We start from the raw sequence: 22,832 nt of genomic DNA, 5'->3' as shown, positions 1-22,832 counted from the left end.
CCGCTCCGTGGAGCGCCCAGGCGATCATTCCGGGAAACCGCGCGGACGGATCGGGGAAGCCGGGTGCGAGACCCTCCTGGAATCCCACGGCCCGCGAGGCCGCCGGGGTACGTGGAACGCGACGACCTCGGCGGAGCACCCCGGCATCCGCCTCCCGGACCGGGATCCACGGCGGGGGAGGGGCGGAACGGTCAAGGAACCGTCAAGCGTCCGCCCGGGAGATATGGCCGACGAGCGACGGGGTAGGGGAGCGCCCGTGAACGGCGAAACAGACATCACGGGGGCGGGCGGGGTGCCCGACCCCGTCACGGCCGACCTCCGCCTGTCGGTGAACGGCGTCCCCCGCCCGGTCACCGTGGACACCCGCGAGACGCTGCTGGACACGCTGCGCGAGAGCCTCGGGCTGACCGGCGCGAAGAAGGGCTGCGACCACGGCCAGTGCGGCGCCTGCACGGTGCTGGTGGACGGCCGGCGCGCGCTGTCGTGCCTGACGCTCACGGTGACCGCGGACGACGTGGAGATCGTCACGGTGGAGGGGCTCGCCGACGGCGACGCCCTGCACCCGCTGCAGGCCGCCTTCGTCGAGAACGACGCCTTCCAGTGCGGCTACTGCACCCCCGGGCAGCTCTGCTCGGCGGTCGGCGCGCTGGCCGAGGCCGCCGAAGGGTGGCCGAGCGCGGTCACCCCCGGCCTGTCGGCCCCGCCGCGGCTGGACGAGACGGAGATCCGCGAGCGGATGAGCGGCAACCTGTGCCGGTGCGGCGCCTACCCCGGCATCGTCGCGGCCGTCGGCCAGGTGGCGCGGTGACGGACCGGACGGCGCGGGTGGCGCCGCCGTACGGCGCGGCGGAGCGGGTGGCGCGGTGAGACCTTTCACCTACGAGCGGCCCGCCGACGTGCGGTCCGCGGTGGCCGCCGCCGGGCGGCCGGACGCCGTCTACCTCGGCGGCGGAACGAACCTGGTGGACCTGATGCGGCTCGGCGTCGCCACGCCGCGGACCCTGGTGGACGTCACCCGGATCTCCTCCCGCGCGATCGAGGAGACCGGCGGCGGCCTGCTGATCGGCGCGGGAGTGCGCAACGGCGACCTCGCCGCCGACCCGCTCGTCCGGCGGGCCCAGCCGCTGCTCGCCCGCGCCGTGCTGGAGGGGGCCTCCGGGCAGATCCGCAACATGGCCACGGTCGCCGGCAACCTGTTGCAGCGCACCCGCTGCCCCTACTTCCAGGACGTGACCAAGCCCTGCAACAAGCGGCTGCCCGGCTCCGGGTGCCCGGCCCGCACGGGCGACCACCGCAACCTCGCGATCCTCGGCCACTCGGAGCACTGCGTGGCCACCCACCCCTCCGACATGGCCGTCGCGCTGGCCGCGCTGGACGCCCTCGTCCACGTGGAGGGCCCCGACGGCGCCCGTACGGTGCCGATGCCGGGCCTGCACCGGCTGCCCGGCGACGAGCCGGACCGCGACACCGTCCTGGCGCCCGGCGAACTGATCACCGCGGTCGAGGTGCCCCACCTGCCGTTCGCGGCGCGCTCGCGCTACCGCAAGGTGCGCGACCGGGCGTCCTTCGCGTTCGCGGTGGTGTCGGTGGCGGCCGCGCTGGACGTGGCCGGCGGGGTGGTGCGCGACTGCCGCATCGCGCTGGGCGGCGTGGCCCACGTGCCGTGGCGGGCCGAGGCCGCCGAGGCGGCGCTGCGCGGCGCGGCGGCCACCCCGGAGGAGTTCGCCCGGGCGGCCGACGCCGAGCTGGCCCGCTCCAGCCCGCTGCCGGGCAACGCCTTCAAGGCGCCGCTGCTGCGCAACGTCCTGGTCCGCACCCTCGCCGACCTCGCGGAGCCCGCTGAGCCCGCGGGGTTCGCGGAGTCCGAGCCCGTGGAGACACCGTGACCGCCGTACGCCCCGGAGACGCCCCGGCCGCCGCGACCGGCGCGGCCGGCGCGCCGCGACCCCTGGAGACGCCGTGAAGACCGAGGCCAGGCCGTACGTCGGCGCGGCGCTGGAACGCGTCGAGGGCGTCGAGAAGGTGACGGGCCTGGCCCGATACGCCTACGAGAACTTCCCGGACGACCTCGCCTACGCCGTGCCGGTGCAGGCGAGCGTCGCCCGCGGCACGGTCCTCGCGGCCGACGTCGACGCCGTCGTCCGGCTCCCCGGGGTGATCGCCGCCATCTGGCACGGCAACGCCCCCCGCCTGGCCCCGGCCGACAACGCCGAGCTGGCGGTGCTGCAGTCGGACCGGGTGGCCTACCGCGGCCAGTACGTCGCGGTCGTGGTGGCCGAGACGCTCCAGTGCGCCCGGGAGGCGGCCCGGCTGCTGCGGATCGACTACGACGCCGAGCCGCACGACGTCGAGCTGCGCGCCGACCACCCGGAGATGTACCGGCCCGACCGCGTCAACGCCGGCTACCCCGCCGACACCGAGCTGGGCGACCCGGACGCGGCGCTCGCCGCGGCGCCGGTCCTCGTCGACGCGACGTACCGCACCCCGGCCGAGCACAACAACCCGATGGAGCCGCACGCCACGGTCGCCGTCTGGAGCGGTGACGGCCTCACCCTCCACGACTCCACGCAGGGGGTGTCCGCGCTGCGCGAGACGATCGCCCCGCTGTTCGGCATGCCGCCGGAGAACGTCCGCGTCATCTCCCCGCACGTGGGCGGCGGCTTCGGCTCCAAGGGCGCCGCGCTGCCGCCCGTGGTGCTCGCCGCGCTCGCCGCCAAGCACACCGGCCGCCCGGTCAAGCTCGCGGTGACCCGGCAGCAGATGTTCGCGGTGACCGGCTACCGCACCCCGACGATCCAGCGGGTACGGCTCGGCGCGGACACCGGCGGGCGGCTGACCGTGATCGTGCACGAGGCGTTCGAGCAGAGCTCCCGGCTCCGCGAGTTCGCCGAGCAGACCACCACCCCGACCCGCGTGATGTACGCCGCGCCCGACCGGCGCACCGCGCACCGCCTGGTCCGGCTCGACGTGCCGACCCCGGCCTGGATGCGCGCCCCCGGCGAGGCGCCGGGCATGTTCGCGCTGGAGTCGGCCATGGACGAGCTGGCCGTCGCCTGCGGGATCGACCCGGTCGAGCTGCGGATCCGCAACGAGCCCGCCGCCGAGCCGGAGAGCGGCCTGCCGTTCAGCTCCCGCAACCTGGTGGGCTGCCTGCGCGAGGGCGCCCGCCGGTTCGGCTGGGCCGACCGCGACCCCACGCCCGCGGCCCGGACCCGCGGCCGGATGCTCGTCGGCACCGGCGTGGCGGCGTCCACCTACCCGGTCTACCGGCGCCCCTCGCGGGCGAGTGCCCGGTGCGAGCCGGACGGCCGGTTCTCCGTGCGGATCGCCGCCGCCGACATCGGCACCGGCGCCCGGACGATCCTGACGCAGGTCGCCGCCGACGCGCTGCGCGTCACCCCGGACCGGGTACGGGTGGAGGTCGGCGACACCGCGCTGCCCGCCGCCTCGCTGGCCGGCGGCTCGGCGGGCACCGCCTCCTGGGGGACGGCCGTGGTGCGGGCCTGCGAGGCCCTGCTGGAGGAGCTCGACCTGCGCGGCGGCGACGTGCCCGCCGAAGGACTGGAGGCGACCGCCGACACCGCGGAGGAGGTGGGCGAGCAGCCGGAGTACGCCCGGCACGCCTTCGGCGCCCAGTTCGCCGAGGTGGGCGTGGACCTCGACACCGGGGAGGCACGGGTGCTGCGGCTGCTCGGGGTGTTCGCCGCCGGCCGGATCGTCAACCCCGTCACCGCGCGCTCACAGTTCGTCGGCGGCATGACCATGGGCATGTCGATGGCCCTGCTGGAGGAGAGCGTCATGGACCGCGAGTTCGGCGACTACCTCAACCACGACCTCGCCCAGTACCACGTCCCGACCGCCATGGACCTGCCCGACGTCCAGGCGTACTGGATAGAGGAGGACGACCCGCACCTCAACCCGCTGGGCGCCAAGGGCATCGGGGAGATCGGCATCGTCGGCACCGCCGCCGCCGTCGCCAACGCCGTCCACCACGCCACCGGCGTCCGGGTCCGCGACCTGCCGATCCGGCTCGACAAGCTGGTGCGCTGAGCGCGCCGCGAGCCCGGCCGCCGACGGTTGCCGACGATGCCCAGCCCGTTCCGCTCCGCCGCCGACCGGCTGGCCGACGCGGCGCCGGGCTGGCTGGTGGAGACCGTACGGCCCGCCCCGGCGAAACCCGCCTGGTGGCCGATGGTCCGCATGGCCCTCGCGGTGACCGTCCCGCTCCTCGTGGCCCTCGTCGCCGGGAATCTCACGCTGGGCCTGCTGCCCTCCATGGGGGCCATGGGGCCGGGCCTGGCCAACCGGGGCGGGCCGTACCGGGAGAGGGTCGCCCGGATCGGCCTGGTCGGCCTCGGCGGGGCGGCGGGCTACGCCATCGGCGCGATGGTGCGCGGCCACGGCTGGTGGACGGTCCCGGTGATCGTGGTGGTCTCGGTGGTCTCGGCGCTGATCAGCACGATCGGGGCCAAGGGGTCGCTGGCGGGACTGCAACTCGTGGTGATGGCAGTGATCAGCACCGGTATCCCGCTGCCCGGCGGTCCCCTCCTCGGGGCCGCGCAGTTCCTGCTCGGCGTGGCCTGGGTGACCGTGCTCGGCGTGGCCGACTGGCCGCTGCGTTCCCGGAACCCGGAGGAGAGCGCGACCGTCACGGTCTACCGGTCGCTCGACCGGCTGATCGACGACCGCGACGCCGACGCCCTGGCCGCGTTCGACACCGCGCTGGAGAGCGGCTACGACGCCGTCTTCGGCGCCCGCTCCGCCTCCGCCGGCCAGGACCCCGGGCAGACCCGGCTGATCGCGCTGCTGAACCAGGCGTCGCTGATCCGCAACGCGCTGATCTCCCTCGGCCAGGAGGGACGCGATCCGCCGGAGGGGACGGCCGCCGCCGTCGAGGAGATCACCGCGGCGCTGGACGAGGGACGCGCGCCGCACCCGCCGCCGCGTCTCCCCGGCGAGTCCCCCGCGCTGCGGGCGCTGAACTCCGCCGTGGACGGGGCCGTGGAGCTGGCCTCCGGCGGTGACGTCGAGACCGAGCAGTTGCCGTACCGGCCGGTCGGCTACGGCGAGCGGTTCCGCAACGCCTGGGCGAAGATGTGGTACGGCCACTTCACCCGCAAGTACGCCGTCCGGCTCGCCCTGTGCATGGGCGTGGCCACCGCGATCAGCGAGTTCGGCCTGTTCGAGCGGTCCTACTGGATGGTGCTGACCGTCGCGCTGGTCCTCAAGCCCGACTTCGGGTCGGTGTTCGCGCGGGCACTGCAGCGGGCTCTCGGCACGTTCGCCGGCACCTTCGTCGGCGTCGCGGTGCTCCTGGTGGTCCCGTACGGCCCGCTGATCCTCGTCCCGATCGCGGTGTTCGCCGCGCTCATACCGTACGGCCTGCAGCGCAACTGGGGGCTGATGTCGACCTTCCAGGCGCCGCTGGTGCTGCTCCTGGTGGACCTGCTGACCCGGGGCGGCCCGCGGCTGGCGGAGGTCCGCCTGGTGGACACCGTCGCCGGGTGCGTGATCGTGCTGCTGCTGGGCTACCTGCCGTGGCCGGGAAGCTGGCACGCCCCGGTCCGGGGGCCCTTCGCCGACGCGGTGTCGGCCACCGCGCGCTACCTGCGCGGCGCCTTCGACCCCGGCAACCCCGACCGGCCGGTGTACCGCCGCAAGGCGTACGAGGCCATGTCGGACCTGCGGGTCGTCTTCCAGCGCGCGGTGACCGAGCCGCCCACGGTCAGCAGGCGGATCACCACCTGGATGCCCGCGATGACCGCGCTGGAGAAGGTGGCCGACACCACGGCCGCCACCGTGGCGCGCGCCGAGCACGGCGCGCCCCCGCCGCCCCCGGAGGCGGTACGGGCCCTGGCCGACTCCCTGGAGGAGATCGCCGAGGCCATCCGCCGGCGGCGCGTCCCCGCCGAGCCGGAGCCCGCCGCCGAGGGCACCCCGGAACGGCTGGACGACGCGATCCGCGCGCTGCGCGACATCATCTCGGGCCACCACACCTGCTGAGGGGCGGCCGTGCCGGTACGGCGGGCCTGCCGGTACGGCGGGGCGGCCCGCCGTACCGCCGACGTCGTCACGGCCCGCGGCGCGGGCCCGCCGGGCCGTGCCGCCGGGCCCGCGCCGGGGCCCCGCGCCGTCAGGCCTTGCTGCCGAGGAAGCCCTGCTGGTCGAGCCAGTCGGCGGAGACCTTGCCGGGCTCCTGGCCCTCGACGTCGACCTTGGCGTTGAGCTGCTGCATCGTGGCGTCGTCCAGCTTGTCGATCACCGGCTGGAGCACCTTCTCCAGCGCCGGGTACTTCTTGTAGGTGTCCTCCCGCAGCGTCACGGCGGCGTTGTAGACCGGGAAGAACTTCTTGTCGTCCTCCAGCACGGTGAGGCCGAGCGAGGCGATGCGCCCGTCGGTGGTGAACACCTCACCGAAGTTGCAGGTCTGGCCCTTGTCCGTCTCGGTGTAGACGACGCCGGTGTCCAGCAGGCTGACCCGGTTCTTCGGGATGTCCATGCCGTAGGCCTTGGACAGCCCCGGCAGGCCGTCGTCGCGGGTGGAGAACTCCGTCTCGATGCACAGCGTGACCTCCTCCGGCTTGGTCTTCGCCAGCTCGGCAACGTCGGAGAGCGTCTTGACGCCCAGCTCCTGGGCCTTCTCCGAGCGGATCGCCAGGGCGTAGGTGTTGTTCAGCGGGGTCGGGCCGATCCAGTGGATCCCGTTCTTGGCGAGATCGGCGGCCGCGGTGGCCTTGAACTGCTCGGCCGAGTCCTGGATGGGCTCGGCGTTCCTCAGGTGCTCGATCCACCCGGTGCCGGAGTAGTCCCAGTACATGTCGATCGCCTTGGACTCCAGGGCCTTGCGGTTGGGGACGGTGCCGCCGAGGTTGGTCTTGTCGACGATCTCGGCCCCGTGCGCCTTCAGCACCTGCACCGCGATCTTGCCGAGGACGATGTTCTCGGTGAAGTCCTTGGAGCCGACGACGAACTTCGCTCCGGCGAGCTCGTCGCCCGCGCTGGCGGTCTCGACGGCCTCGGCGGAGCCGCAGCCGCTCACGGCGGTGAGGGCCAGCGCCGCGGCGGCGAGCGCGGCGGCCGTCCTGCGGAGGGGAACCGTCTTGCGGAGGGAATGGGAACGCACGGAAAGGACACCTCTTCGGTCTCGTGTCGGGGATGCCAGGAGGGATCGGGGGCCCGCCGCCCGGGGCCACGGGCGGCACGGTGGTCCGGGCCGCCCGATGATCAGGGGCGGCACGGCGTTCAGGGTTCGGGCCGCCCGGCGAGCCGGGGGCGGGACGCGCGGCGGCCCGGGTCGGAGCTCAGGTCGGAGCCCGGGTCAGAGGCCCCGGGGCCTGAGCACGTTCTCGGCGAGCGCGCCGAGCCAGTCGATGAGGAAGGCGATGCACGCGGTCAGCACACCGCCGACCACGGTCACGGGCATGCGGTTCAGCTTGAGGCCGTTGATGATCAGCTCGCCGAAGCCGCCCGCGGCGACGAACGCGCCGAGCGTGGCGACGCCGACGGTCAGTACGAGCGCGGTGCGCAACCCGGCGAGGATCGCGGGCACGGCGAGCCTGAGCTCCACCCGGCGTAGCACCTGGCCCCTGGTCATGCCCATCCCGCGGGCGGCCTCGACGAGCGCCGGGTCCACCTGCTGGACCCCGACCATCGTGTTGCGCAGGACCGGCAGGACGGAGTACGCCACCAGCCCGACCAGCGCGGTCTGGAAGCCCACCCCCATCAGGAAGGTGCACAGGACGAGGAGCCCGATGCACGGCACCGCCTGGCCGAGGTTGGCGGCGGTGAGGATGACCGGCGTGGCGATCCGGTTGCGGGAGCGGGAGGCGACGATGCCCAGCGGGATCGCGATGACCACCACGAGCGCCGTCGCGGCGAGGGTCATCTCCAGGTGCTCCGCGGCCTTGGTGAGGATCACCGACGGGTTGAGGCTGCGCTGTTCGATGGAGTCGAGGTCCTGGGCGCTCACCCAGGCGTACAGGGCGGCCAGTACGGCGCACACGGCGGCGGGGGTGAGGAGGAGACGCAGGCGCGCGGCGCGCCGGGACGGTCGCGCCCGGTCCGCGGTGAGGGCGCCGGCGGTTTCGGGGGCTCCGGGGACTCCCGCGCCTTCGGAGGCTTCGGAGCCGAGGATGTCGGCGGTGAGGGTGTCAGCGGCCACCGGCAACTACCTTCTCCGGCGCGGGGAGGGAGGGCACCGCCTCCGGCTCCTGCCCGGTGGACGACGGCCGTCCGGTTCCCACGACCCCGCACAGCGCGGCGTAGGTGAGGACGCCGGAGGGGGAGCTGCAGCGGTCGGAGCCGTGGGCGATCATGACGTCCAGGGCCTCACGCAGGCTGGTCCCGGCCGCGACCTGCGGCAGCCCGGTCGGCTGGGGCGGCCCGACGGGCGCCACGTCCTCCACGCGCAGCAGCGCGAGCCGCTTGAGCGTGGCGTCCTGGCCGACGAACCCGGCGACGTAGTCGTCGGCGGGCCGGGCGAGGATCTCGGCGGGGGTGTCGTACTGCGCGATGTGCGAGCGCTCCCGGAGCACGACGATGCGGTCGCCCAGTTTGATGGCCTCCTCGAAGTCGTGGGTGACGAAGATGATCGTCTTGCGCAGCCGCTTCTGCAGCCGGACGAACTCCTTCTGCAGGTGCTCGCGCGTGATCGGGTCGGTCGCGCCGAACGGCTCGTCCATCAGCATCACGGGCGGGTCGGCCGCCAGCGCCCGGGCCACGCCCACGCGCTGCTGCTGGCCGCCGGACAACTGGCGGGGGTAGCGGTCGTGGAACAGCGACGGCTCCAGGTTCACCAGCGAGAGGAGCTCCTCCACCCGCGCGGCGATCCGCGCCGCCGGCCAGCCCAGCAGCTTGGGCACCAGCCCGATGTTCTGCCCGATGGTCAGGTGGGGGAACAGGCCCACCTGCTGGATGGCGTAGCCGATGTGCCGGCGGAGCTCATCGGGCTGCAGGCTCAGGACGTCCTTGCCGCCGATGCGGATCTCACCCGACGTGGGCTCGACCAGACGGTTGATCATCTTCATGGTGGTCGTCTTGCCACAGCCCGACGGGCCGACGAAGACCACCAGCTCACCGGCGGGGATGTCGAGGTCGACGTTGTCGACCGCGGGTGCGGGCTGCCCCGGATAGTGCTTGGTCAATGCGCGCAGTTCGATGCGCGCTCCCTCTGTCTCAGTGTCGAACACGAAGCCCCCTGGGGACGGTCAGTTGGCGAACGGCGTAGAAGAACAGGTCGAACAGCACGGCGATGACCACGATGCCGAGCGTGCCCGCGAGCGTGGCGTTGAGAGCGTTCACCGACCCGAGCCGGGAGAGCCCCTCGAAGATCTGCGTGCCGAGGCCCGGCCCGTCGACGTAGGCGGCGATCGCCGCGATGCCGATGATCATCTGGGTCGAGACGCGGACCCCGGTCAGGATCAGCGGCCAGGCCAGCGGGAGCTGCACCTTCATCAGGACGCGGGCTCGGCTCATGCCCATCCCGCGCCCGGCCTCCACCGTGGTGGCGTCCACGCCGTTCAGCCCCGTCACCGTGTTGCGGATGATCGGCAGGAGCGCGTACGCGGTCAGCGCGACCAGCGTGGAGCCCCAGCCGAGACCGGTGAGGGGGATCAACAGGGTGAGCAGGGCGAGGGAGGGAACCGTCAGGATCGCGGCGGAGAGCGCCAGTGAGGCGTTCCGGGCCTTCGGCGTCTCGTGGACGAGGAGGCCCGTCCCGATCCCGACGAGCGCGGCGACCCCGATCGCGATCGCCACGGCGAGGACGTGTTCGGCTGCGGCCAGCGAGAGAGTGTCCCAGCGAGAGACCACGTACTCGCTGAAGTTCATGGGGGAACCACCTTCGCTTACGCTTGCAGGGTTTGTAAACGTATGCGGTTGGTTGCATTCAGCGCAAAATAAGTTGCGGTCATCGCAACATAACGCAATGCTTTCGTTATGAACGGATGGGGATGAGCGAGAAGCCGGTGTCCTCGGCCGGGCTGCGCCGGGACATGGAGATCCTCGAGGTGCTCGCCGGCCACGGGGACGGCCCCGACGCCGACGGGTTCGGCGTCAACTGGATCGCCCAGCGCCTGGGCCGGGAGAAGAGCCAGGTGTCGCGGGCGCTGCGCGCGCTCGAAGCCGAGGGCATGGTGGAGCGCGACCCGGTGACGCGCCGCTACCGCCTGGGCTGGCGCCTGTTCTCGCTCGCGGCGCGGACCCAGCAGTCGAGGCTCGTCCGGGTGGCCGAGCCCTTCCTGCGGCACCTGGCCACGCTCTTCGACGAGGACACGCACCTGTGCGTACTGCGCGGTGAGATGGTTCTCACACTGTCATCGGTGCCGTCGTCCCGGGCCTACCACCGGATCTGGGAGGGCGTCTCCGTCCCGGTGATCATGGCGGCCGCGGGGCGGTCGCTCCTCGCGGACTGGGAGGACGAGCAGATCCGCGAGCTGCTCCGGGCGGCCCTGCCCAGCGGCCTGGACTCCGCGATCGGTGGCGAGGAGCAGTGGCTGGCCGACATCGAGCACGTGCGCACCGCCGGGTACGCGGTGACCGATGTCGAGCTGGAGGACAGCGCGGCCGGGGTGTCGGCGCCGGTGCGGGAGCACCGGGGACTGATCGCGGCCGCCATCAGCGTGTCGGTCACCCGCACCCCCGCCGAGTCCCGGATGAGGGAGATGGGGGCCGTCGTCGCGGAGACGGCGCGCCGGCTCTCGACCGCCCTGGGCCTGCCCCCGGGCGCCCCCGGCTCCGGCGCGGATCGTTCCCCGGATCCGGCGGGGTCCGCCGGCGGTCGTTGAACTCCCGGCAGGGCGGAGATCGGCCGCCTGCCGGCCGACCTGCACGCCGCCTCGGCCGGCTTCGTCCCGCCCGGGCCCGCGGTGTGGAACCGGATCATCCCCCGGACGCCGAGGAGCTCGTCTGCCACAACGACGCCGCCCCGTGGAACCTCGTCAGGTCGCCCCGGGGTCGGGTGCTGATCGACCGGGACGCCGCGTTGCGGTGATCCGGAGGTGAGGGCCGGTCCGCCCGCGGACGGCGACGGTGGCCGGCCGGCTCAGCGGACCCGGTCGTAGACCATGGCGAGCTCGCCCAGCTCGCCGGTCTCCCGGTGCGTGAGCGTCCACTTCGTGGCCGGCAGGCCGTCGTCGAACAGCCGCTGCCCGCCTCCGGCGATCTCGGGGAAGATCATGAGATACAGCCGGTCGATCAGGTCCGCCGCCAGGAGCGGCTTGATGACGCTGGGGCTGCTGTTGACGAGGATTTCACCCTCGCCGGTGGCCTTGAGTTCGGTGACGACGTCGGCGGCGGGGGCGTTCACCACGCGGGTGCGTTCCCACGGCGCTTCGGTCAGGGCGGTCGACAGGACCACCTTCTCCGTGTCGACCAGCCACTTGGCGTATCCGCGGTCACGCGGATCGGCGTTGTCGTCTTCGGCGACGGACGACCAGTGCCCCATGAATCCCTCGGCGTTGTTCCGGCCGAGCAGCGCCGTCGTCGCGTTCTCCCAGATGCGGTTCATGTGGTTTCGCGCGAGCTCGCTGGTCACATACGGGGCGAAAGCCGCGAAATCACCGGGTCCACCGGGGCCGTGGTAACGCCCGTCGAGGGTGAGGCTCAGGTTCGCGGTCACCCTGCGGCCGGTCTGCTCCGTCATTTCGTGCTCCTTATATCGGTGCCGTCGGTGCCGTCGGCGACGGCGGTGTCGTGCGGGCCCGCGGCGAGGGCCGCCGCGAGCTTGTCGAGGCTCTGGCCGAAGCCGAGCTCGATGCCCGCGATGAAGTCCGCGGAGCCGACCGTGCTGTCGGCGATCCGCCAGCGGACGTCGAGGTCCGTGCCGGTGCCGGTGGGCCGGAGGCCGAGGTCGACGTGCGCGGTGAAGGCCGGGCCGCCGCCGGGAAGCAGCGGGGAGAGCCGGTAGGTCAGGCGCTCGGCGGGCCGTACGTCGTCGACGACCCCCTCCGCGCGCCCGGCGACCGGGTCGGAGCCGTCGGCGTCCTCGATGTCGCGGTACTCGTGGACGATCCGCCCGCCCGGCCGCGCCTCGAACACGAGCTCGGAGACGCGGAGGTCGTCGGGGGTCCACCATCGGGCGAGCAGGGAGGTCTCGGTCAGGTGGCGCCAGACCAGTTCGGGGCGTCCCGGCAGCGACCGGAGGAACCTGAACGAGCGTCCGTCGGCCCACCCCGGCTCCTCCGCGGCGAGCCGCTCCGCGTGAAGGCTGAGCCCGTACCGGTCGTAGGTCGCGTGCGGGCCGTCGGCCTGGTCCGCGGTGTCGGCGAGCCGGGTGAGCACGGCCGCCAGGTCCCGCAGGGGAGCGGGCCGGAGCGCGTAGACGCGGCGCTGGCCGGTGCGCTGGGAGGTGACGACGCCGGCGCGCTCAAGGGCCTGCAGGTGCTTGGTCGTCTGCGGCTGGCGCGCCTCGGCGAGCCGGGCGAGGACGCCGACCGAACGGGGCCGTTCGGCCAGCAGGTTCACGAGCCGCCAGCGGGCCGGATCGGCCAGGGCGGCGAGTAGTGCGTCCATGGCCATCATTATTCTCCAAGGAGAATATTCGTGTCAAAGAATATTTGTGGTTCGTTCGATGGCGGCGGACCGGCCATGTCCTCTCAAGCCGTGACGTCGGCTCCGGGGCCGGGCTCCGCCTCAAGCAGCGGCGTCCGGCTCCGGACTCCGCCTCAAACCATGGCGTCGGCTTTGGAGCCGGACGCCGCGGTGGCGAGGAAGGCGAGTCTCTCCGCCTCCGCCGAGTCCGGGGCCACGACGTAGACGACGATCAGCTGGTCGGGGTCGCCGGGCAGGGCCAGCGTCTCGTAGCCGACGTCGAGCGTGCCGACGACCGGGTGGCGGATCAGTTTGCGGCCGCCGGCCTTCTCCCGGACCGTGTGGTCCTCCCACAGGGCACGGAACTCGGGGTTGCCCGCGGACAACTCCGCGACCAGGGCGGCCATCCGGGGGTCGCCCGGGTGGCGCGCCGCGTCCAGCCGCAGGTGCGCCGCGGTCTCGGCGGCGACCTCCGTCCAGCGCGGGTAGAGCGTCCGGGCCTCGGGGTCCAGGAACGCCCGCCGGGCCATGTTGCGCTCGCCGGGCGGCATCGCGGAGAAACCGACGACGGCGTCGCCCAGCGCGTTCCACGCCAGCACGTCCATGCACCGGCCCAGCAGGAACGCGGGGGCCTGGATGGCGTCCAGCATCGTCCGCACCTGCGGGCGGACGGTGGCCGGGGCCGGCGGCACCGCCTCGCGCGGCGGCCGGGCCAGGTCGTACAGGTGCGCCCGCTCGGTCGCGTCGAGCCGCAGCACGCGGGCGACCGCGTCCAGCACGGCGTCCGAGACGTTGTGACCGCGTCCCTGCTCCAGCCGGACGTAGTAGTCGACGCTCACCCCGGCGAGCCGGGCCACCTCCTCGCGGCGCAGTCCGGGCACCCGCCGCCGCCGTCCCGCGTCCGGCAGGCCCGCGTCCTGGGGCCGGATGCGGGCGCGGCGGGACCGCAGGAAGCCGCCGAGTTCGTCCAGATTGGTTCCGTTCATGCCCGTGACCTTAACGGCGGCCCCCGGTACGGCTCCGGCGTGGTGATCCGCTGGGGCGCGGACGGCCGGAGTCCGCGGTTCCGGCGGGAGCGGCCGGACGGCCGGGAAGGCCGTCCCGGCGCCGGGGGGCGTCCCCGGCGAAGGTGGTAACCGCAGACCCAGGAAAACCGGTGCTCTGGGTGGGCGGCGCGGCCGGCGGCAGAGTGGTCTCACGCCGGGAGGACATCCCGGAGCGAGCGACCGGAACCCGGGACGACCCGGCCGGGACCTCGCAGGACTTCGCCGAGCTACGCGGGACTACGCAGAACATGGAGAACACCGTGAACCACACCTCCCTTTCCGGTCGCACCGCCGTCGTCACCGGGGCCGCGAGCGGCATGGGCGCCGCGACCGCCCGGCTGCTGGCCGCGCACGGCGCCCGCGTGGCGCTGCTGGCCCGCCGCGAGGACCGCCTCAAGGAACTCGCCGCCGAGATCGAACGGGACGGCGGCCGGGCGATCGCGGTGGCCGTGGACGTCACCGACCAGGCGTCGGTCGATGCCGGAGCCGCCCGCGTCCACGCCGAGCTGGGCGCGGCCGACCTGGTGGTCAACGCCGCCGGCGTGATGCTGCCCAACCCGATCGACGACGGCCGCGCCGACGAGTGGACCCGGATGATCGACACCAACGTCACCGGCGCCCTGCGGATCATCCGCGCGTTCACCGCCGACCTCGTCGCCGCCGCGGCCCGCGGGGCCACCGCCGACCTGGTGAACATCTCCTCGATCGGCGCGCACGCGCTCTTCCCCGGCTACGCCGTCTACGCCGCGACCAAGGCGGCGCTGACCCACCTGTCGGCGTCGCTGCGCACCGAGTTCGGTCCGCGGGACGTGCGGGTGACCAACATCGAGCCGGGCCTGACCGACACCGAGCTGGCCTCGCACGTCGACAACCCGGCCCTGGGGGAGGAGGGCCGGCTCGGGGAGATGTTCGACGCGCTCGGCTCGCTGTCGGCCGACGAGATCGCCGACCTCGTCGCCTACGTGACCAGCCGCCCCCGCCACGTCAACCTGCGCCAGATCGTCGTCCTGCCCACCCGCCAGGCGTGACCCGCGAAACGGAGGAACCCGAAGGTGCGCGCTGGAACAACCGAATGAAAAGCCCCAAAAGCCTTTTATGATCATTTATTTCTTCATATGGCTATAAATGTGCACAACGGAGCACGCCGTCAGGAGGTGGTTGTTCAGCCGCATCCCGACGGAGGACCCAATGATCAGAAGGATCGTCGTCCTGCTGGCCGCCATGCTCGTCGTGCTGGGCGGCGCCGTACAGGCCGCCGTGGCCCAGCCGAACCTCAACGAGCAGGACAGGAAGTTCCTGGTCCAGGCGCACCGGGGCAACCTGGCCGAGATCCTGTCGAGCCGGCTCGCGCTGAGGAAGTCGGACTCCCCGGACATCAAGAACATCGCGCAGAAGCTCATCACCGACCACACGACCCTGGACGGCAAGCTGCGGCCGGTGGCCGAGCGGGCGGGCGTGCAGTTGCCGGACCGGCCGAACAAGATGCAGCGCGAGCAGATCAAGAAACTGTCGAGCCTCAGCGGCTCGTCCTTCGACAGCGCGTGGCTGGCCGCGCAGGCCGCGAGCCACCGCACGACGCTCAAGCTCATCGACCGGGAGCTGACCGACGGCTCCTCCCCGGTGGTGAAGAAGCTGGCCGAGGGCGCCAGGCCGATCGTCCAGGGGCACCTGCGCCTGGTGCGCGAGGCCCGCGCGAGCGAGAGCCCGAGCCCCAGCGGCAGCCCGAGCTGACCCGCCCCGGGCGCCACCTTGACCTCGACTTTGGTTGAGGCCCTAGGGTCGATCCGTCGATCCCTGAGAACCCGGTGGTGCCCTGATGAACATGGAAATGGCGGCGTGGCACTCGATGTACGCCACGATGCAGGCGCAGGAGGACAGGCGGCCGTTCTCCATGGCCACGCTGCGCCGGATCGGAGCCTTCGCCCGGCCGCACACCCGAAAGCTGGTGTTGTTCCTGCTGCTCAGCGTGGTGGGTGCGGCGCTGGCCGTCGCCACGCCGGTGCTCGCGGGCCGGGTCGTCGACGCGATCGTCAATCGCGCCCCGGTGGAGGCCGTGGTCCGCCTCTCGGCGCTGATCGCGGTCATCGCGCTGGCGGAGGCCGGGCTCGGCCTGGCGACGCGGTGGCTGTCGGCGACCCTGGGCGAGGGGCTCATCCTCGACCTGCGCGCCGCCGTCTTCGACCACGTGCAGCGCATGCCGGTCGCCTTCTTCACCCGGACCCGTACCGGGGCGCTGGTCAGCAGGTTGAACAACGACGTGATCGGCGCGCAGCGGGCGTTCAGCGACACCCTCTCCGGCGTGGCCGGAAACCTCGTCACGCTGCTGCTCACGCTGGTGGTGATGATCGGCGTCTCCTGGCAGATCACCCTGCTCTCGCTGCTCCTGCTGCCGGTGTTCGTGCTGCCCGCCCGGCGGATGGGCTCCCGGCTGGCCCGGCTGCGGCGCGAGGCGGCCGCGCACAACGCGACGATGAGCACGCAGATGACCGAGCGGTTCTCCGCGCCGGGGGCGACGCTGGTGAAGCTCTTCGGCCGCCCGGCGGAGGAGTCGGCCGAGTTCCTCGCCCGGGCCCGCCGGGTGCGGGACATCGGGGTGCGCACGGCGATGACGCAGTCGGTGTTCGTCACCGCGCTGACGCTGGTCTCGGCGCTGGCGCTGGCCCTCGTCTACGGGGTCGGCGGGTTCTACGCGTTGCGGTCGCTGCTGGACCCGGGCGCCGTGGTCGCGCTCGCGCTGCTGCTCACCCGCCTGTACGCGCCGCTGACCTCCCTGGCCGGCGCCCGCGTGGAGGTGATGAGCGCGCTGGTGAGCTTCGAGCGGGTCTTCGAAATCCTCGATCTCAAGCCGCTCGTCGCCGAGCGGCCCGGCGCCCGCGCGGTGCCCGAAGGGCCGGTGTCGGTGGAGTTCGACGACGTCCGGTTCGCCTACCCGTCGGCGGACAAGGTGTCGCTCGCCTCCCTGGAGGACGTCGCCCGGCTCGACACGCGCGGCGGTGTGGAGGTGCTGCACGGAGTGTCCTTCCGTGCCGAGCCGGGCCGGATGGTGGCGCTCGTCGGCTCCTCGGGGGCGGGCAAGTCGACGATCGCCCAGCTCATCCCGCGGCTCTACGACGTCGACGCGGGCGCCGTACGGCTCTCCGGGGTGGACGTGCGCGACCTGACGGCCGAGTCGGTCCGCGGGACGGTCGGGATGGTCACCCAGGACGGGCACCTGTTCCACGACACGATCCGCGCGAACCTGCTGCTGGCGCGGCCGGAGGCGACCGAGGAGGAGCTGCGGGACGTGCTGCGCCGCGCCCGTCTGACCGAGATCGTCGACGCGCTGCCTGACGGCCTGGACACCGTCGTGGGCGAGCGCGGCTACCGGCTCTCCGGCGGCGAGCGGCAGCGGCTGACCATCGCCCGGGTCCTGCTGGCCAGGTCCCGGGTGGTGATCCTCGACGAGGCCACCGCGCACCTGGACTCCACCTCCGAGGCCGCGGTGCAGGCCGCGCTGGGGGAGGCCCTGGACGGCCGGACGGCGGTGGTGATCGCGCATCGGCTGTCCACCGTCCGCGCGGCCGACCTCATCCTGGTGATCGAGGGCGGGCGGGTCGTGGAGCGCGGCACCCACGCCGAGCTGCTGGCGGCGGGCGGTCGCTACGAGCAGCTTTACCGGACCCAGTTCGACGAGGACGCCGGCCCCGCCGTACCCGTCATCGCGGGTACGGCCGACTGAGCCGGGGCGGTCCCGTCGGCGGCCGGCCGGGACGAGCGGTGAACCGGCCCGGCCCGCCGCGGCCGGGCGGTCACCCGGAACGGAGCGGTCAGGGCAGGCCGAGCTCGGCGAAGACCGGGCGGTGGTCGCTGCCGGGCAGGGAGTGCACGCCGAACGCGCTCACCGGCATCCGCCGGTCGGCGAGCACGTGGTCGATCGTCACGCCGGGCAGGGACGTCCACCCCAGCCGCGGCCAGGTCGGCGTCAGCCCCCGCCCGGCGGCGTCGGCCGCGTCGCGGTAGCCGCCCGCCAGCAGCTCCCGCACCGGCGGGTGGTCGAGGGTGGCGTTGAAGTCGCCGGCCAGCACCCGCGGCCGGCCGCCCGCCCGGGGCAGTGCCGCCAGGCCCGCGCCCCAGCAGGGCACCTCGCCGGTGTGCCGGGGCGCGCACGGGTGCACCGAGACGACCTCGACCTCCCGGCCGCCCGGCAGCGCGACGACGGCCCGCGACTGGCGGAAGCCGCCCAGTTCGATCATCGGCGCCTCGGCGAGCGGATGGCGGGGGTAGATGCCCGACCCGGACACCCCCGGGCGGGAGCGGTCCACGACGTACGGCATGAGCCCCCGCAGACCCGCCCCGTCCAGGCGGCCGCGCGCGGCGGGGGTGAGGGGCCTTTCCGGCCGGGGGCCTTTCCGGTCGGGGGCTTCCCGGCCGGTGGGAGCGGGTTTTCGCCGGTCAGTAGGAGCCGGCGCGGCGCAGGGCGCGCGGTCGCCCGTCGGGGTCGTGCACGATCCGGTAGAGCGGGTCGGCCCACAGGGCGGCCCACCGGGACAGCCGCGGCGACCGGTAGGCGCGCAGCCGGCCGGGCGGCCGGGGTCCGCGCCGCCCCTCCTCGTGCCAGCGGTCGAGGCGGGCGGCGCAGGCGGCGAACGCGTCGAAGAAGGACCGCGGGTCCAGCAGGTCGCCGTCGTCGTCCTCCCGCCGGTCGAGGTGCTCCCGGGCGAGGGTGAGCCGCAGGTCGCGGGGGAACCGGCGGGCGCCGTCGCCGTGACCGCCGGGGTCCAGCGGCGCCCGGCCGTCCGGGGTCTCGTCGAGCACCGCGCAGGTCAGCTCGGAGTCGTAGGTCCAGGAGCGGCGGTTGAAGTTGTCGGAGCCGATGGTCGCCCACACGTCGTCGATGACGCAGACCTTGGCGTGGACGTAGACCGGGGTGCCGTGCCCGTTCTCCAGCCCGTACACCGCGAAGCGGTCGCCGCCGGCCTCCTGGAGCACCGACAGCGCCTGGTTGCGGCCCAGCACCTGGGGGACACCGCCCAGCGCGCCGCCCTCGTCGGGGTGCAGCGGCAGGACGCTGATCATCAGCAGGTCGGGGTTGGCCCGCAGCGTGTCGGCGAAGGACTCGGCGATCTGCGGCGACCACAGGTACTGGTCCTCGATGTAGACCAGGGCGCGGGCGCGGCGCAGGGCCTTGAGGTAGCCGCGGGCGACGCTCCGCTCGCCCCGCGGCGCGAACGGGTAGCGGGTCAGCCGGTGGGCGTAGGTCCGCAGGAGCTGTACGGCGTGCGGCCCGCGGGCGGGCGGGTCGGGGAACTGCGGCGGCAGCGGGTCGGGGCGGGTGTCCTCGCGGCGCAGCAGGTCGGCCAGGCGGTGCACGGGATTGCGGGTCAGCGGGCTGGGGTCCTCCCAGCGTTCCCGGAAGACGGCCTCGACGTCGCCCACGGCCGGGCCCTGGATCGCCGCCTGCACGTCGTGCCAGGGCGGGCGCTCGCCGTACACCCCGGCCATGGGCGCGGCCTGCGGGTCGCCGGCGTGCGAGGCGTCGTCGCGGCGGCTCCAGCACAGATCGATCCCGCCGACGAAGGCGATGTCGCGTTCGGGCCGGTCCCGGTGCCGCAGCACCACGAGCTTCTGGTGGTGGGAGCCGCCGGGCGGGACGCGCATGTCGCGCAGGCACTCGCCGCCGGCGGCCTCGATCTCGTCGCCCAGGTGGCGGTTCTCGGCCTCGCTGAAGCGGAGTCCGTCCCAGTGCGAGCGCCACAGCAGTCCCTTGACCACGACGCCGCGCCGGGCGGCCTCCCCGAAGACCCGGGCGACCTCCGTGCCCGGGCCGTCCAGCCGCTCGGTGGGGTCGCCCCGCCAGTCGGTGAACAGCAGCAGGTCCCCGGCGCGCAGGTCGCGGACCCGGGCGAGCAGTTCGGCGAAGTACGGCGCGCCGTGCGGGATGGGCCGGACCGCGTTGCCGCCCGACCAGGCGACGCCGGGGTCGTGCCGGCCGTCGACGGACGACGCCGGGTTTCCCCGTTCCTCGGGGGTGAGGAGCCAGTCGTTTACCTTCATCGCGGATGCTCTACCCGCCTTTGACCTGGTTTCACCCGCTGGTTGGCACGGCGGACCTTCCGGGGACCGGGCGCGGGCACGCCGCCGGGGCGGGAGGGGAGGCGGCGCGGGTGGTCCCCGCCGCTCGGGGGGACGGCGGGGACGATCCCCGCCCTTCGGGAGGACGGCGGGGAAGATCCCCACCGTTCGGGAGGGCGGCGGCAAAGGCCCCGGCCGTTCGGGAGGGCGGTGGCAAAGACCCCGCCAAAAGCCGCAACACCCCGATTTCCGGATGATGTTTCCCCAGGCCGGCTCCCTAGGCTGGCAGCGTCCGACGCCGCACCCGCCGAATGGGGGCAGCTCACGTGAGGATCGTCGTGGACCTCAACCGGTGCGAGGCGTACGCGCAGTGCGCCTTCCAGGCACCCGACGTCTTCGCCATGCACGGCGAGGAGGCGCTGATGTACGAGCCCTGCCCCGGGGACGAGCGGCGCGAGCAGGTCATGCGGGCCGCCGCGTCCTGCCCGGTCCAGGCGATCCTCGTCGAGTGGCCCGGCGGACCGGCCGTACCGGAGGAGGCGGGGACCGGTGCCCGCGGCTGACGGATCGGCCGAGGAGTTCCGGCGGCGCGGCCACGCCGTCGTGGTCGGCGCGTCCCTGGCGGGCCTGCGGGCCGCCGAGACGCTCCGCGAGGAGGGCTTCGCGGGGACGCTGACCATGATCGGCGACGAGCCGCACGAGCCCTACGACCGGCCGCCGTTGTCCAAGCAGGTCCTGCTGGGCCGTACCGGCGCCGGCGACACCCTGCTGCCCCGGCGCCGCGCGCTGGAGGCGCGCTGGCTGCTCGGGACGGCCGCCACCGGGCTGGACCTCGCCGGGCGGCGGGTGCGCCTGGCCGGCGGGGAGGAGGTGCGCTACGACCGCCTGCTGATCGCGACCGGCACCCGCGCCCGCCCGTGGATCAAGGAGACCGAGGCCACCCTGGACGGCGTCCTCACCCTGCGCACCGCCGGCGAGGCGGCCCGGCTGGCCCGGCGGCTGGACGCGCGGCCCCGCCGGGTGCTCGTCATCGGCGCCGGGTTCACCGGATCGGAGATCGCCTCGGCCTGCCGGGAGCGGGGGATCGACGTCACGGTCGCCGAGCGCGGCCCCGCCCCCCTCGTCGGGGCGCTGGGCGGCGTCGTCGGCGCGGTGGCGGCCGAGCTGCACCGCGCGCACGGCGTGGACCTGCGCTGCGGTATCACGGTCACCGCGCTGGAGGGCGACCAGGCCGGGCGGCTGCGGTGCGCCCACCTGTCCGACGGCACCGTCCTGGAGGCGGACGTGGCCGTCGTCGCGCTGGGCGCGGTGCGCAACACCGAGTGGCTCGCCGGGTCCGGGCTGGCCGCCGGGCCGCGGGGGATCGCCTGCGACGCCGGATGCCGGGCCTTCGACGTGCACGGCATCGTCACCGACGACGTCTTCGTCGCCGGGGACGTCGCCCGGTCCCCGCACCCGCTGTTCGGCTACCAGTTCCTGTCACTGGAGCACTGGGGCAACGCGGTCGCCCAGGCCGAGGTCGCCGCGCACAACATGGTCAGCCCCGGCCCGGAACGCCGCCCGCACCTGTGGCTGCCGGCCTTCTGGTCCGCCCAGTTCGGCGTCAACATCAAGTCCGTCGGCGTCCCGCCCATGGGCCGCGAGCTGGCCGTCGTCCAGGGATCCCTGACCGAGCGCCGGTTCGCCGCCGTCTACGGCCACCAGGGGCGCGTCATCGCCGCCGTCACCTTCGACCACGGCAGGTGGCTGCCGTTCTACGGCCGGCTCATCGAGTCGGCCGCGCCCTTCCCGCCGGACTTCGCCCAGGTGGACCGCGCCCCCGGAGGGCCGCGGCCGATCCCGGCGGAGTTCCCCGACCCCGCCCTGCCCACCCACGGCCCCACCGTCACCCTGAGCGGCTACGCGCCCAGCGAGCGGCGCGTCACGTTCGTCCCGGCCCGCGTCTGAGAACCGCACGAGGAGCCCGCCATGACCTCCGCCACCCTGCTGCGGCGGATCACCGACTACGCCGCCCGCGCCGACCCCTACCCGCTGTACGCCGAGCTGCGCAGGACGCCGGTGGCGCGGCAGGAGGACGGCGTGTACGCGGTGAGCACGTACTGGGAGATCGCCGGGCTGCTGCACGACCCGCGCCTCAGCTCCGACCCCCGCAACCGGGTGCCCACCGCCGGTGAGGAGGACATCCTGGAGGAGGAGCAGGGGCTGCCGCCCAGCTTCCTGCGGCTCGACCCGCCCGAGCACGACCGGCTGCGCCGGCTGGCGACCCGGCCGTTCGGGCCGCCGGACAGCCTGCGGCGGGTCAGCGACATGCGCGGCGACCTCGCCCGGATGGTCTCCGGCCTGATCGACGGCCTGCGCGACCGGGAGCAGGCCGACATCGTCGAGGACTTCGCCTACCCCTTCCCGGTGATGGTGATCTGCAATCTCCTCGGGGTGCCGCACGAGGACGAGGGGCGCTTCCACGTCTGGGCCGAGGCGATCGTCGCGGGGCTCGACCCCGGCGAGGAGGGGGAGGGCCCGGCCGAACGGCTCCGCGCCGCCCAGCGGGCCCGCATGGAGCTGGGCCGCTACCTGGCCGGGCTGATCGAGGACCGCCGCCGCGCGCCCGGCGGCGACATGCTGTCCGCGCTGGCCGCCGGGCACGGCGACCGGGAACGCATGTCACCGCTGGAACTGGTCGTCACCGCGGTCCTGCTGCTCATCGCCGGCCACGAGACCACGGTGAACCTCATCACCAACGGCATGCTGACCCTGCTGCGCCACCCCGACGCCCTGCGACGGCTGCGGGAGGAGCCCGGCCTGGCCGTGCCGCTGGTGGAGGAGCTGCTGCGCTACGAGCCGCCGGTGCAGCTCCTGCCGCAGCGCACCGCGCTGGCCGACATCGACGTCGGCGGCGTCACCATCCCCCGGGGCGCGCCCGTCTGGCTGGTCCTGGCCTCCGGCAACCGGGACCCCCGGCGCTTCCCCGACCCCGACCGGTTCGATCCCGGCCGGACCGGCAACGAGCACCTCGGGTTCGGCGGCGGTATCCACTACTGCTTCGGCGCGCCGCTGGCCCGGCTGGAGGCGCAGGTCGCGCTCACCGAGCTCGCCCGCCGGCTCGTCGAACCCCGGCTGGTGGAGGATCCGCCGCCCTACCGGCGCAACCCGGTGCTGCGCGGCCCCCGCCACCTGCCCGTCGCCTTCGACGGCTGCGTGCCCTGACGC

The 22,832-nt window shown here is 74.1% G+C and carries 21 protein-coding genes; 12 read left to right on the top strand and 9 right to left on the bottom strand.

Translation table 11 applies throughout. From position 1 onward, the window contains the following. The first annotated feature begins 256 nt into the window (after window positions 1-256). The 4 genes from HDA43_RS00860 to HDA43_RS00845 all read left to right on the top strand — a co-directional run bounded on the left by HDA43_RS00860 (window position 257) and on the right by HDA43_RS00845 (window position 6,003). The gene (locus tag HDA43_RS00860; protein WP_312872874.1) at window positions 257-808 is read left to right on the top strand and encodes a (2Fe-2S)-binding protein; all 552 of its coding nucleotides are present in this window, start codon (window positions 257-259) and stop codon (window positions 806-808) included. Window positions 809-863: 55 nt separating this feature from the next. Beyond that, window positions 864-1,886: an FAD binding domain-containing protein gene (locus tag HDA43_RS00855; RefSeq protein WP_179817831.1), complete on the top strand. Its 1,023-nt coding sequence runs from the start codon at window positions 864-866 to the stop codon at window positions 1,884-1,886. Between the two features lie 73 nt (window positions 1,887-1,959). Then, window positions 1,960-4,050, top strand: coding sequence for a xanthine dehydrogenase family protein molybdopterin-binding subunit (locus HDA43_RS00850; protein WP_312872873.1), 2,091 nt, complete (start codon window positions 1,960-1,962; stop codon window positions 4,048-4,050). 36 nt (window positions 4,051-4,086) lie between these two features. Further along, the gene (locus HDA43_RS00845) at window positions 4,087-6,003 is read left to right on the top strand and encodes an FUSC family protein (RefSeq protein WP_179817830.1); all 1,917 of its coding nucleotides are present in this window, start codon (window positions 4,087-4,089) and stop codon (window positions 6,001-6,003) included. Between the two features lie 130 nt (window positions 6,004-6,133). Here the strand turns inward: HDA43_RS00845 and HDA43_RS00840 are convergent, their stop codons facing one another. The 4 genes from HDA43_RS00840 to HDA43_RS00825 all read right to left on the bottom strand — a co-directional run bounded on the left by HDA43_RS00840 (window position 6,134) and on the right by HDA43_RS00825 (window position 9,828). Then, window positions 6,134-7,123: a glycine betaine ABC transporter substrate-binding protein gene (locus HDA43_RS00840; protein ID WP_179817829.1), complete on the bottom strand. Its 990-nt coding sequence runs from the start codon at window positions 7,121-7,123 to the stop codon at window positions 6,134-6,136. A 195-nt stretch (window positions 7,124-7,318) separates the two neighbouring features. Further along, entirely contained in the window at window positions 7,319-8,161 is an 843-nt protein-coding gene (locus tag HDA43_RS00835) for an ABC transporter permease (protein ID WP_218911544.1), read from the bottom strand. Continuing rightward, window positions 8,151-9,188 carry an ABC transporter ATP-binding protein gene (locus HDA43_RS00830; RefSeq protein WP_179817828.1) on the bottom strand — a complete coding sequence of 346 codons (1,038 nt, stop codon included), beginning with the start codon at window positions 9,186-9,188 and terminating at the stop codon, window positions 8,151-8,153. Before HDA43_RS00830 ends, HDA43_RS00835 begins: the two co-directional genes overlap by 11 nt. Then, window positions 9,175-9,828: an ABC transporter permease gene (locus HDA43_RS00825; protein WP_179817827.1), complete on the bottom strand. Its 654-nt coding sequence runs from the start codon at window positions 9,826-9,828 to the stop codon at window positions 9,175-9,177. Before HDA43_RS00825 ends, HDA43_RS00830 begins: the two co-directional genes overlap by 14 nt. A 122-nt stretch (window positions 9,829-9,950) precedes the next feature. Between HDA43_RS00825 and HDA43_RS00820 the strand changes: the two genes are divergently transcribed. Both HDA43_RS00820 and HDA43_RS35670 read left to right on the top strand, forming a co-directional pair. Then, window positions 9,951-10,784, top strand: a complete 834-nt coding sequence (locus tag HDA43_RS00820; protein WP_179817826.1) for an IclR family transcriptional regulator — start codon at window positions 9,951-9,953, stop codon at window positions 10,782-10,784. An 83-nt stretch (window positions 10,785-10,867) separates the two neighbouring features. Continuing rightward, window positions 10,868-10,990, top strand: a complete 123-nt coding sequence (locus HDA43_RS35670) for a hypothetical protein (protein ID WP_281395004.1) — start codon at window positions 10,868-10,870, stop codon at window positions 10,988-10,990. A gap of 51 nt (window positions 10,991-11,041) precedes the next feature. On the opposite strand, the gene HDA43_RS00810 is transcribed toward HDA43_RS35670, so the two are convergent. From HDA43_RS00810 to HDA43_RS00800, 3 genes are all read right to left on the bottom strand, one after another. Then, on the bottom strand, window positions 11,042-11,641 hold the full coding sequence (locus HDA43_RS00810) for a dihydrofolate reductase family protein (RefSeq protein ID WP_179817825.1): 600 nt from the start codon (window positions 11,639-11,641) through the stop codon (window positions 11,042-11,044). Continuing rightward, window positions 11,638-12,510 (bottom strand): metalloregulator ArsR/SmtB family transcription factor, encoded by an 873-nt coding sequence (locus tag HDA43_RS00805; protein WP_179817824.1) that lies wholly within the window; start codon window positions 12,508-12,510, stop codon window positions 11,638-11,640. Before HDA43_RS00805 ends, HDA43_RS00810 begins: the two co-directional genes overlap by 4 nt. A 152-nt stretch (window positions 12,511-12,662) precedes the next feature. After that, the gene (locus tag HDA43_RS00800) at window positions 12,663-13,514 is read right to left on the bottom strand and encodes a helix-turn-helix transcriptional regulator (RefSeq protein WP_179817823.1); all 852 of its coding nucleotides are present in this window, start codon (window positions 13,512-13,514) and stop codon (window positions 12,663-12,665) included. Between the two features lie 170 nt (window positions 13,515-13,684). On the opposite strand from HDA43_RS00800, the gene HDA43_RS00795 reads away from it, so the two are divergent. From HDA43_RS00795 to HDA43_RS00785, 3 genes are all read left to right on the top strand, one after another. Continuing rightward, window positions 13,685-14,602, top strand: a complete 918-nt coding sequence (locus HDA43_RS00795) for an SDR family oxidoreductase (protein WP_312872872.1) — start codon at window positions 13,685-13,687, stop codon at window positions 14,600-14,602. 160 nt (window positions 14,603-14,762) lie between these two features. Beyond that, window positions 14,763-15,305, top strand: a complete 543-nt coding sequence (locus HDA43_RS00790) for a DUF4142 domain-containing protein (RefSeq protein ID WP_179817822.1) — start codon at window positions 14,763-14,765, stop codon at window positions 15,303-15,305. Between the two features lie 85 nt (window positions 15,306-15,390). Further along, window positions 15,391-17,292 carry an ABC transporter ATP-binding protein gene (locus tag HDA43_RS00785; RefSeq protein ID WP_179817821.1) on the top strand — a complete coding sequence of 634 codons (1,902 nt, stop codon included), beginning with the start codon at window positions 15,391-15,393 and terminating at the stop codon, window positions 17,290-17,292. Between the two features lie 88 nt (window positions 17,293-17,380). On the opposite strand, the gene HDA43_RS00780 is transcribed toward HDA43_RS00785, so the two are convergent. Next, window positions 17,381-17,899 carry an endonuclease/exonuclease/phosphatase family protein gene (locus HDA43_RS00780; RefSeq protein ID WP_376770485.1) on the bottom strand — a complete coding sequence of 173 codons (519 nt, stop codon included), beginning with the start codon at window positions 17,897-17,899 and terminating at the stop codon, window positions 17,381-17,383. A gap of 106 nt (window positions 17,900-18,005) precedes the next feature. Then, window positions 18,006-19,607 carry a phospholipase D family protein gene (locus HDA43_RS00775; RefSeq protein ID WP_179817819.1) on the bottom strand — a complete coding sequence of 534 codons (1,602 nt, stop codon included), beginning with the start codon at window positions 19,605-19,607 and terminating at the stop codon, window positions 18,006-18,008. Between the two features lie 344 nt (window positions 19,608-19,951). Here HDA43_RS00775 and HDA43_RS00770 point away from each other — a divergent pair, with 344 nt between their 5' ends. The 3 genes from HDA43_RS00770 to HDA43_RS00760 are packed head-to-tail and all read left to right on the top strand — an operon-like array spanning window position 19,952 to window position 22,829. Next, on the top strand, window positions 19,952-20,188 hold the full coding sequence (locus tag HDA43_RS00770) for a ferredoxin (RefSeq protein WP_179817818.1): 237 nt from the start codon (window positions 19,952-19,954) through the stop codon (window positions 20,186-20,188). Then, window positions 20,175-21,572: an NAD(P)/FAD-dependent oxidoreductase gene (locus HDA43_RS36230; RefSeq protein ID WP_179817817.1), complete on the top strand. Its 1,398-nt coding sequence runs from the start codon at window positions 20,175-20,177 to the stop codon at window positions 21,570-21,572. The genes HDA43_RS00770 and HDA43_RS36230 overlap by 14 nt, the downstream gene beginning before the upstream one ends. A gap of 21 nt (window positions 21,573-21,593) precedes the next feature. Then, window positions 21,594-22,829, top strand: coding sequence for a cytochrome P450 (locus tag HDA43_RS00760; RefSeq protein ID WP_179817816.1), 1,236 nt, complete (start codon window positions 21,594-21,596; stop codon window positions 22,827-22,829). Window positions 22,830-22,832 lie beyond the last annotated feature (3 nt).

The sequence above is a fragment of the Streptosporangium sandarakinum genome, assembly GCF_013409935.1.
In the GTDB taxonomy this organism is placed as follows: domain Bacteria; phylum Actinomycetota; class Actinomycetes; order Streptosporangiales; family Streptosporangiaceae; genus Streptosporangium; species Streptosporangium nondiastaticum.
The sequence above is the reverse complement of the archived record's forward strand: the minus strand, read 5'-3'. Positions and strand labels throughout refer to the sequence as shown.

What these genes read in the sequence shown, in the direction of transcription:
- HDA43_RS00800 (WP_179817823.1), bottom strand. Translation starts at nt 13,514, where the DNA reads ATGAACGGAACCAATCTGGACGAACTCGGCGGCTTCCTGCGGTCCCGC.
- HDA43_RS00775 (WP_179817819.1), bottom strand. Translation starts at nt 19,607, where the DNA reads ATGAAGGTAAACGACTGGCTCCTCACCCCCGAGGAACGGGGAAACCCG.
- HDA43_RS00785 (WP_179817821.1), top strand. Translation starts at nt 15,391, where the DNA reads ATGAACATGGAAATGGCGGCGTGGCACTCGATGTACGCCACGATGCAG.
- HDA43_RS00845 (WP_179817830.1), top strand. Translation starts at nt 4,087, where the DNA reads ATGCCCAGCCCGTTCCGCTCCGCCGCCGACCGGCTGGCCGACGCGGCG.
- HDA43_RS00820 (WP_179817826.1), top strand. Translation starts at nt 9,951, where the DNA reads ATGAGCGAGAAGCCGGTGTCCTCGGCCGGGCTGCGCCGGGACATGGAG.
- HDA43_RS00805 (WP_179817824.1), bottom strand. Translation starts at nt 12,510, where the DNA reads ATGGACGCACTACTCGCCGCCCTGGCCGATCCGGCCCGCTGGCGGCTC.
- HDA43_RS00810 (WP_179817825.1), bottom strand. Translation starts at nt 11,641, where the DNA reads ATGACGGAGCAGACCGGCCGCAGGGTGACCGCGAACCTGAGCCTCACC.
- HDA43_RS00790 (WP_179817822.1), top strand. Translation starts at nt 14,763, where the DNA reads ATGATCAGAAGGATCGTCGTCCTGCTGGCCGCCATGCTCGTCGTGCTG.
- HDA43_RS00825 (WP_179817827.1), bottom strand. Translation starts at nt 9,828, where the DNA reads ATGAACTTCAGCGAGTACGTGGTCTCTCGCTGGGACACTCTCTCGCTG.
- HDA43_RS00760 (WP_179817816.1), top strand. Translation starts at nt 21,594, where the DNA reads ATGACCTCCGCCACCCTGCTGCGGCGGATCACCGACTACGCCGCCCGC.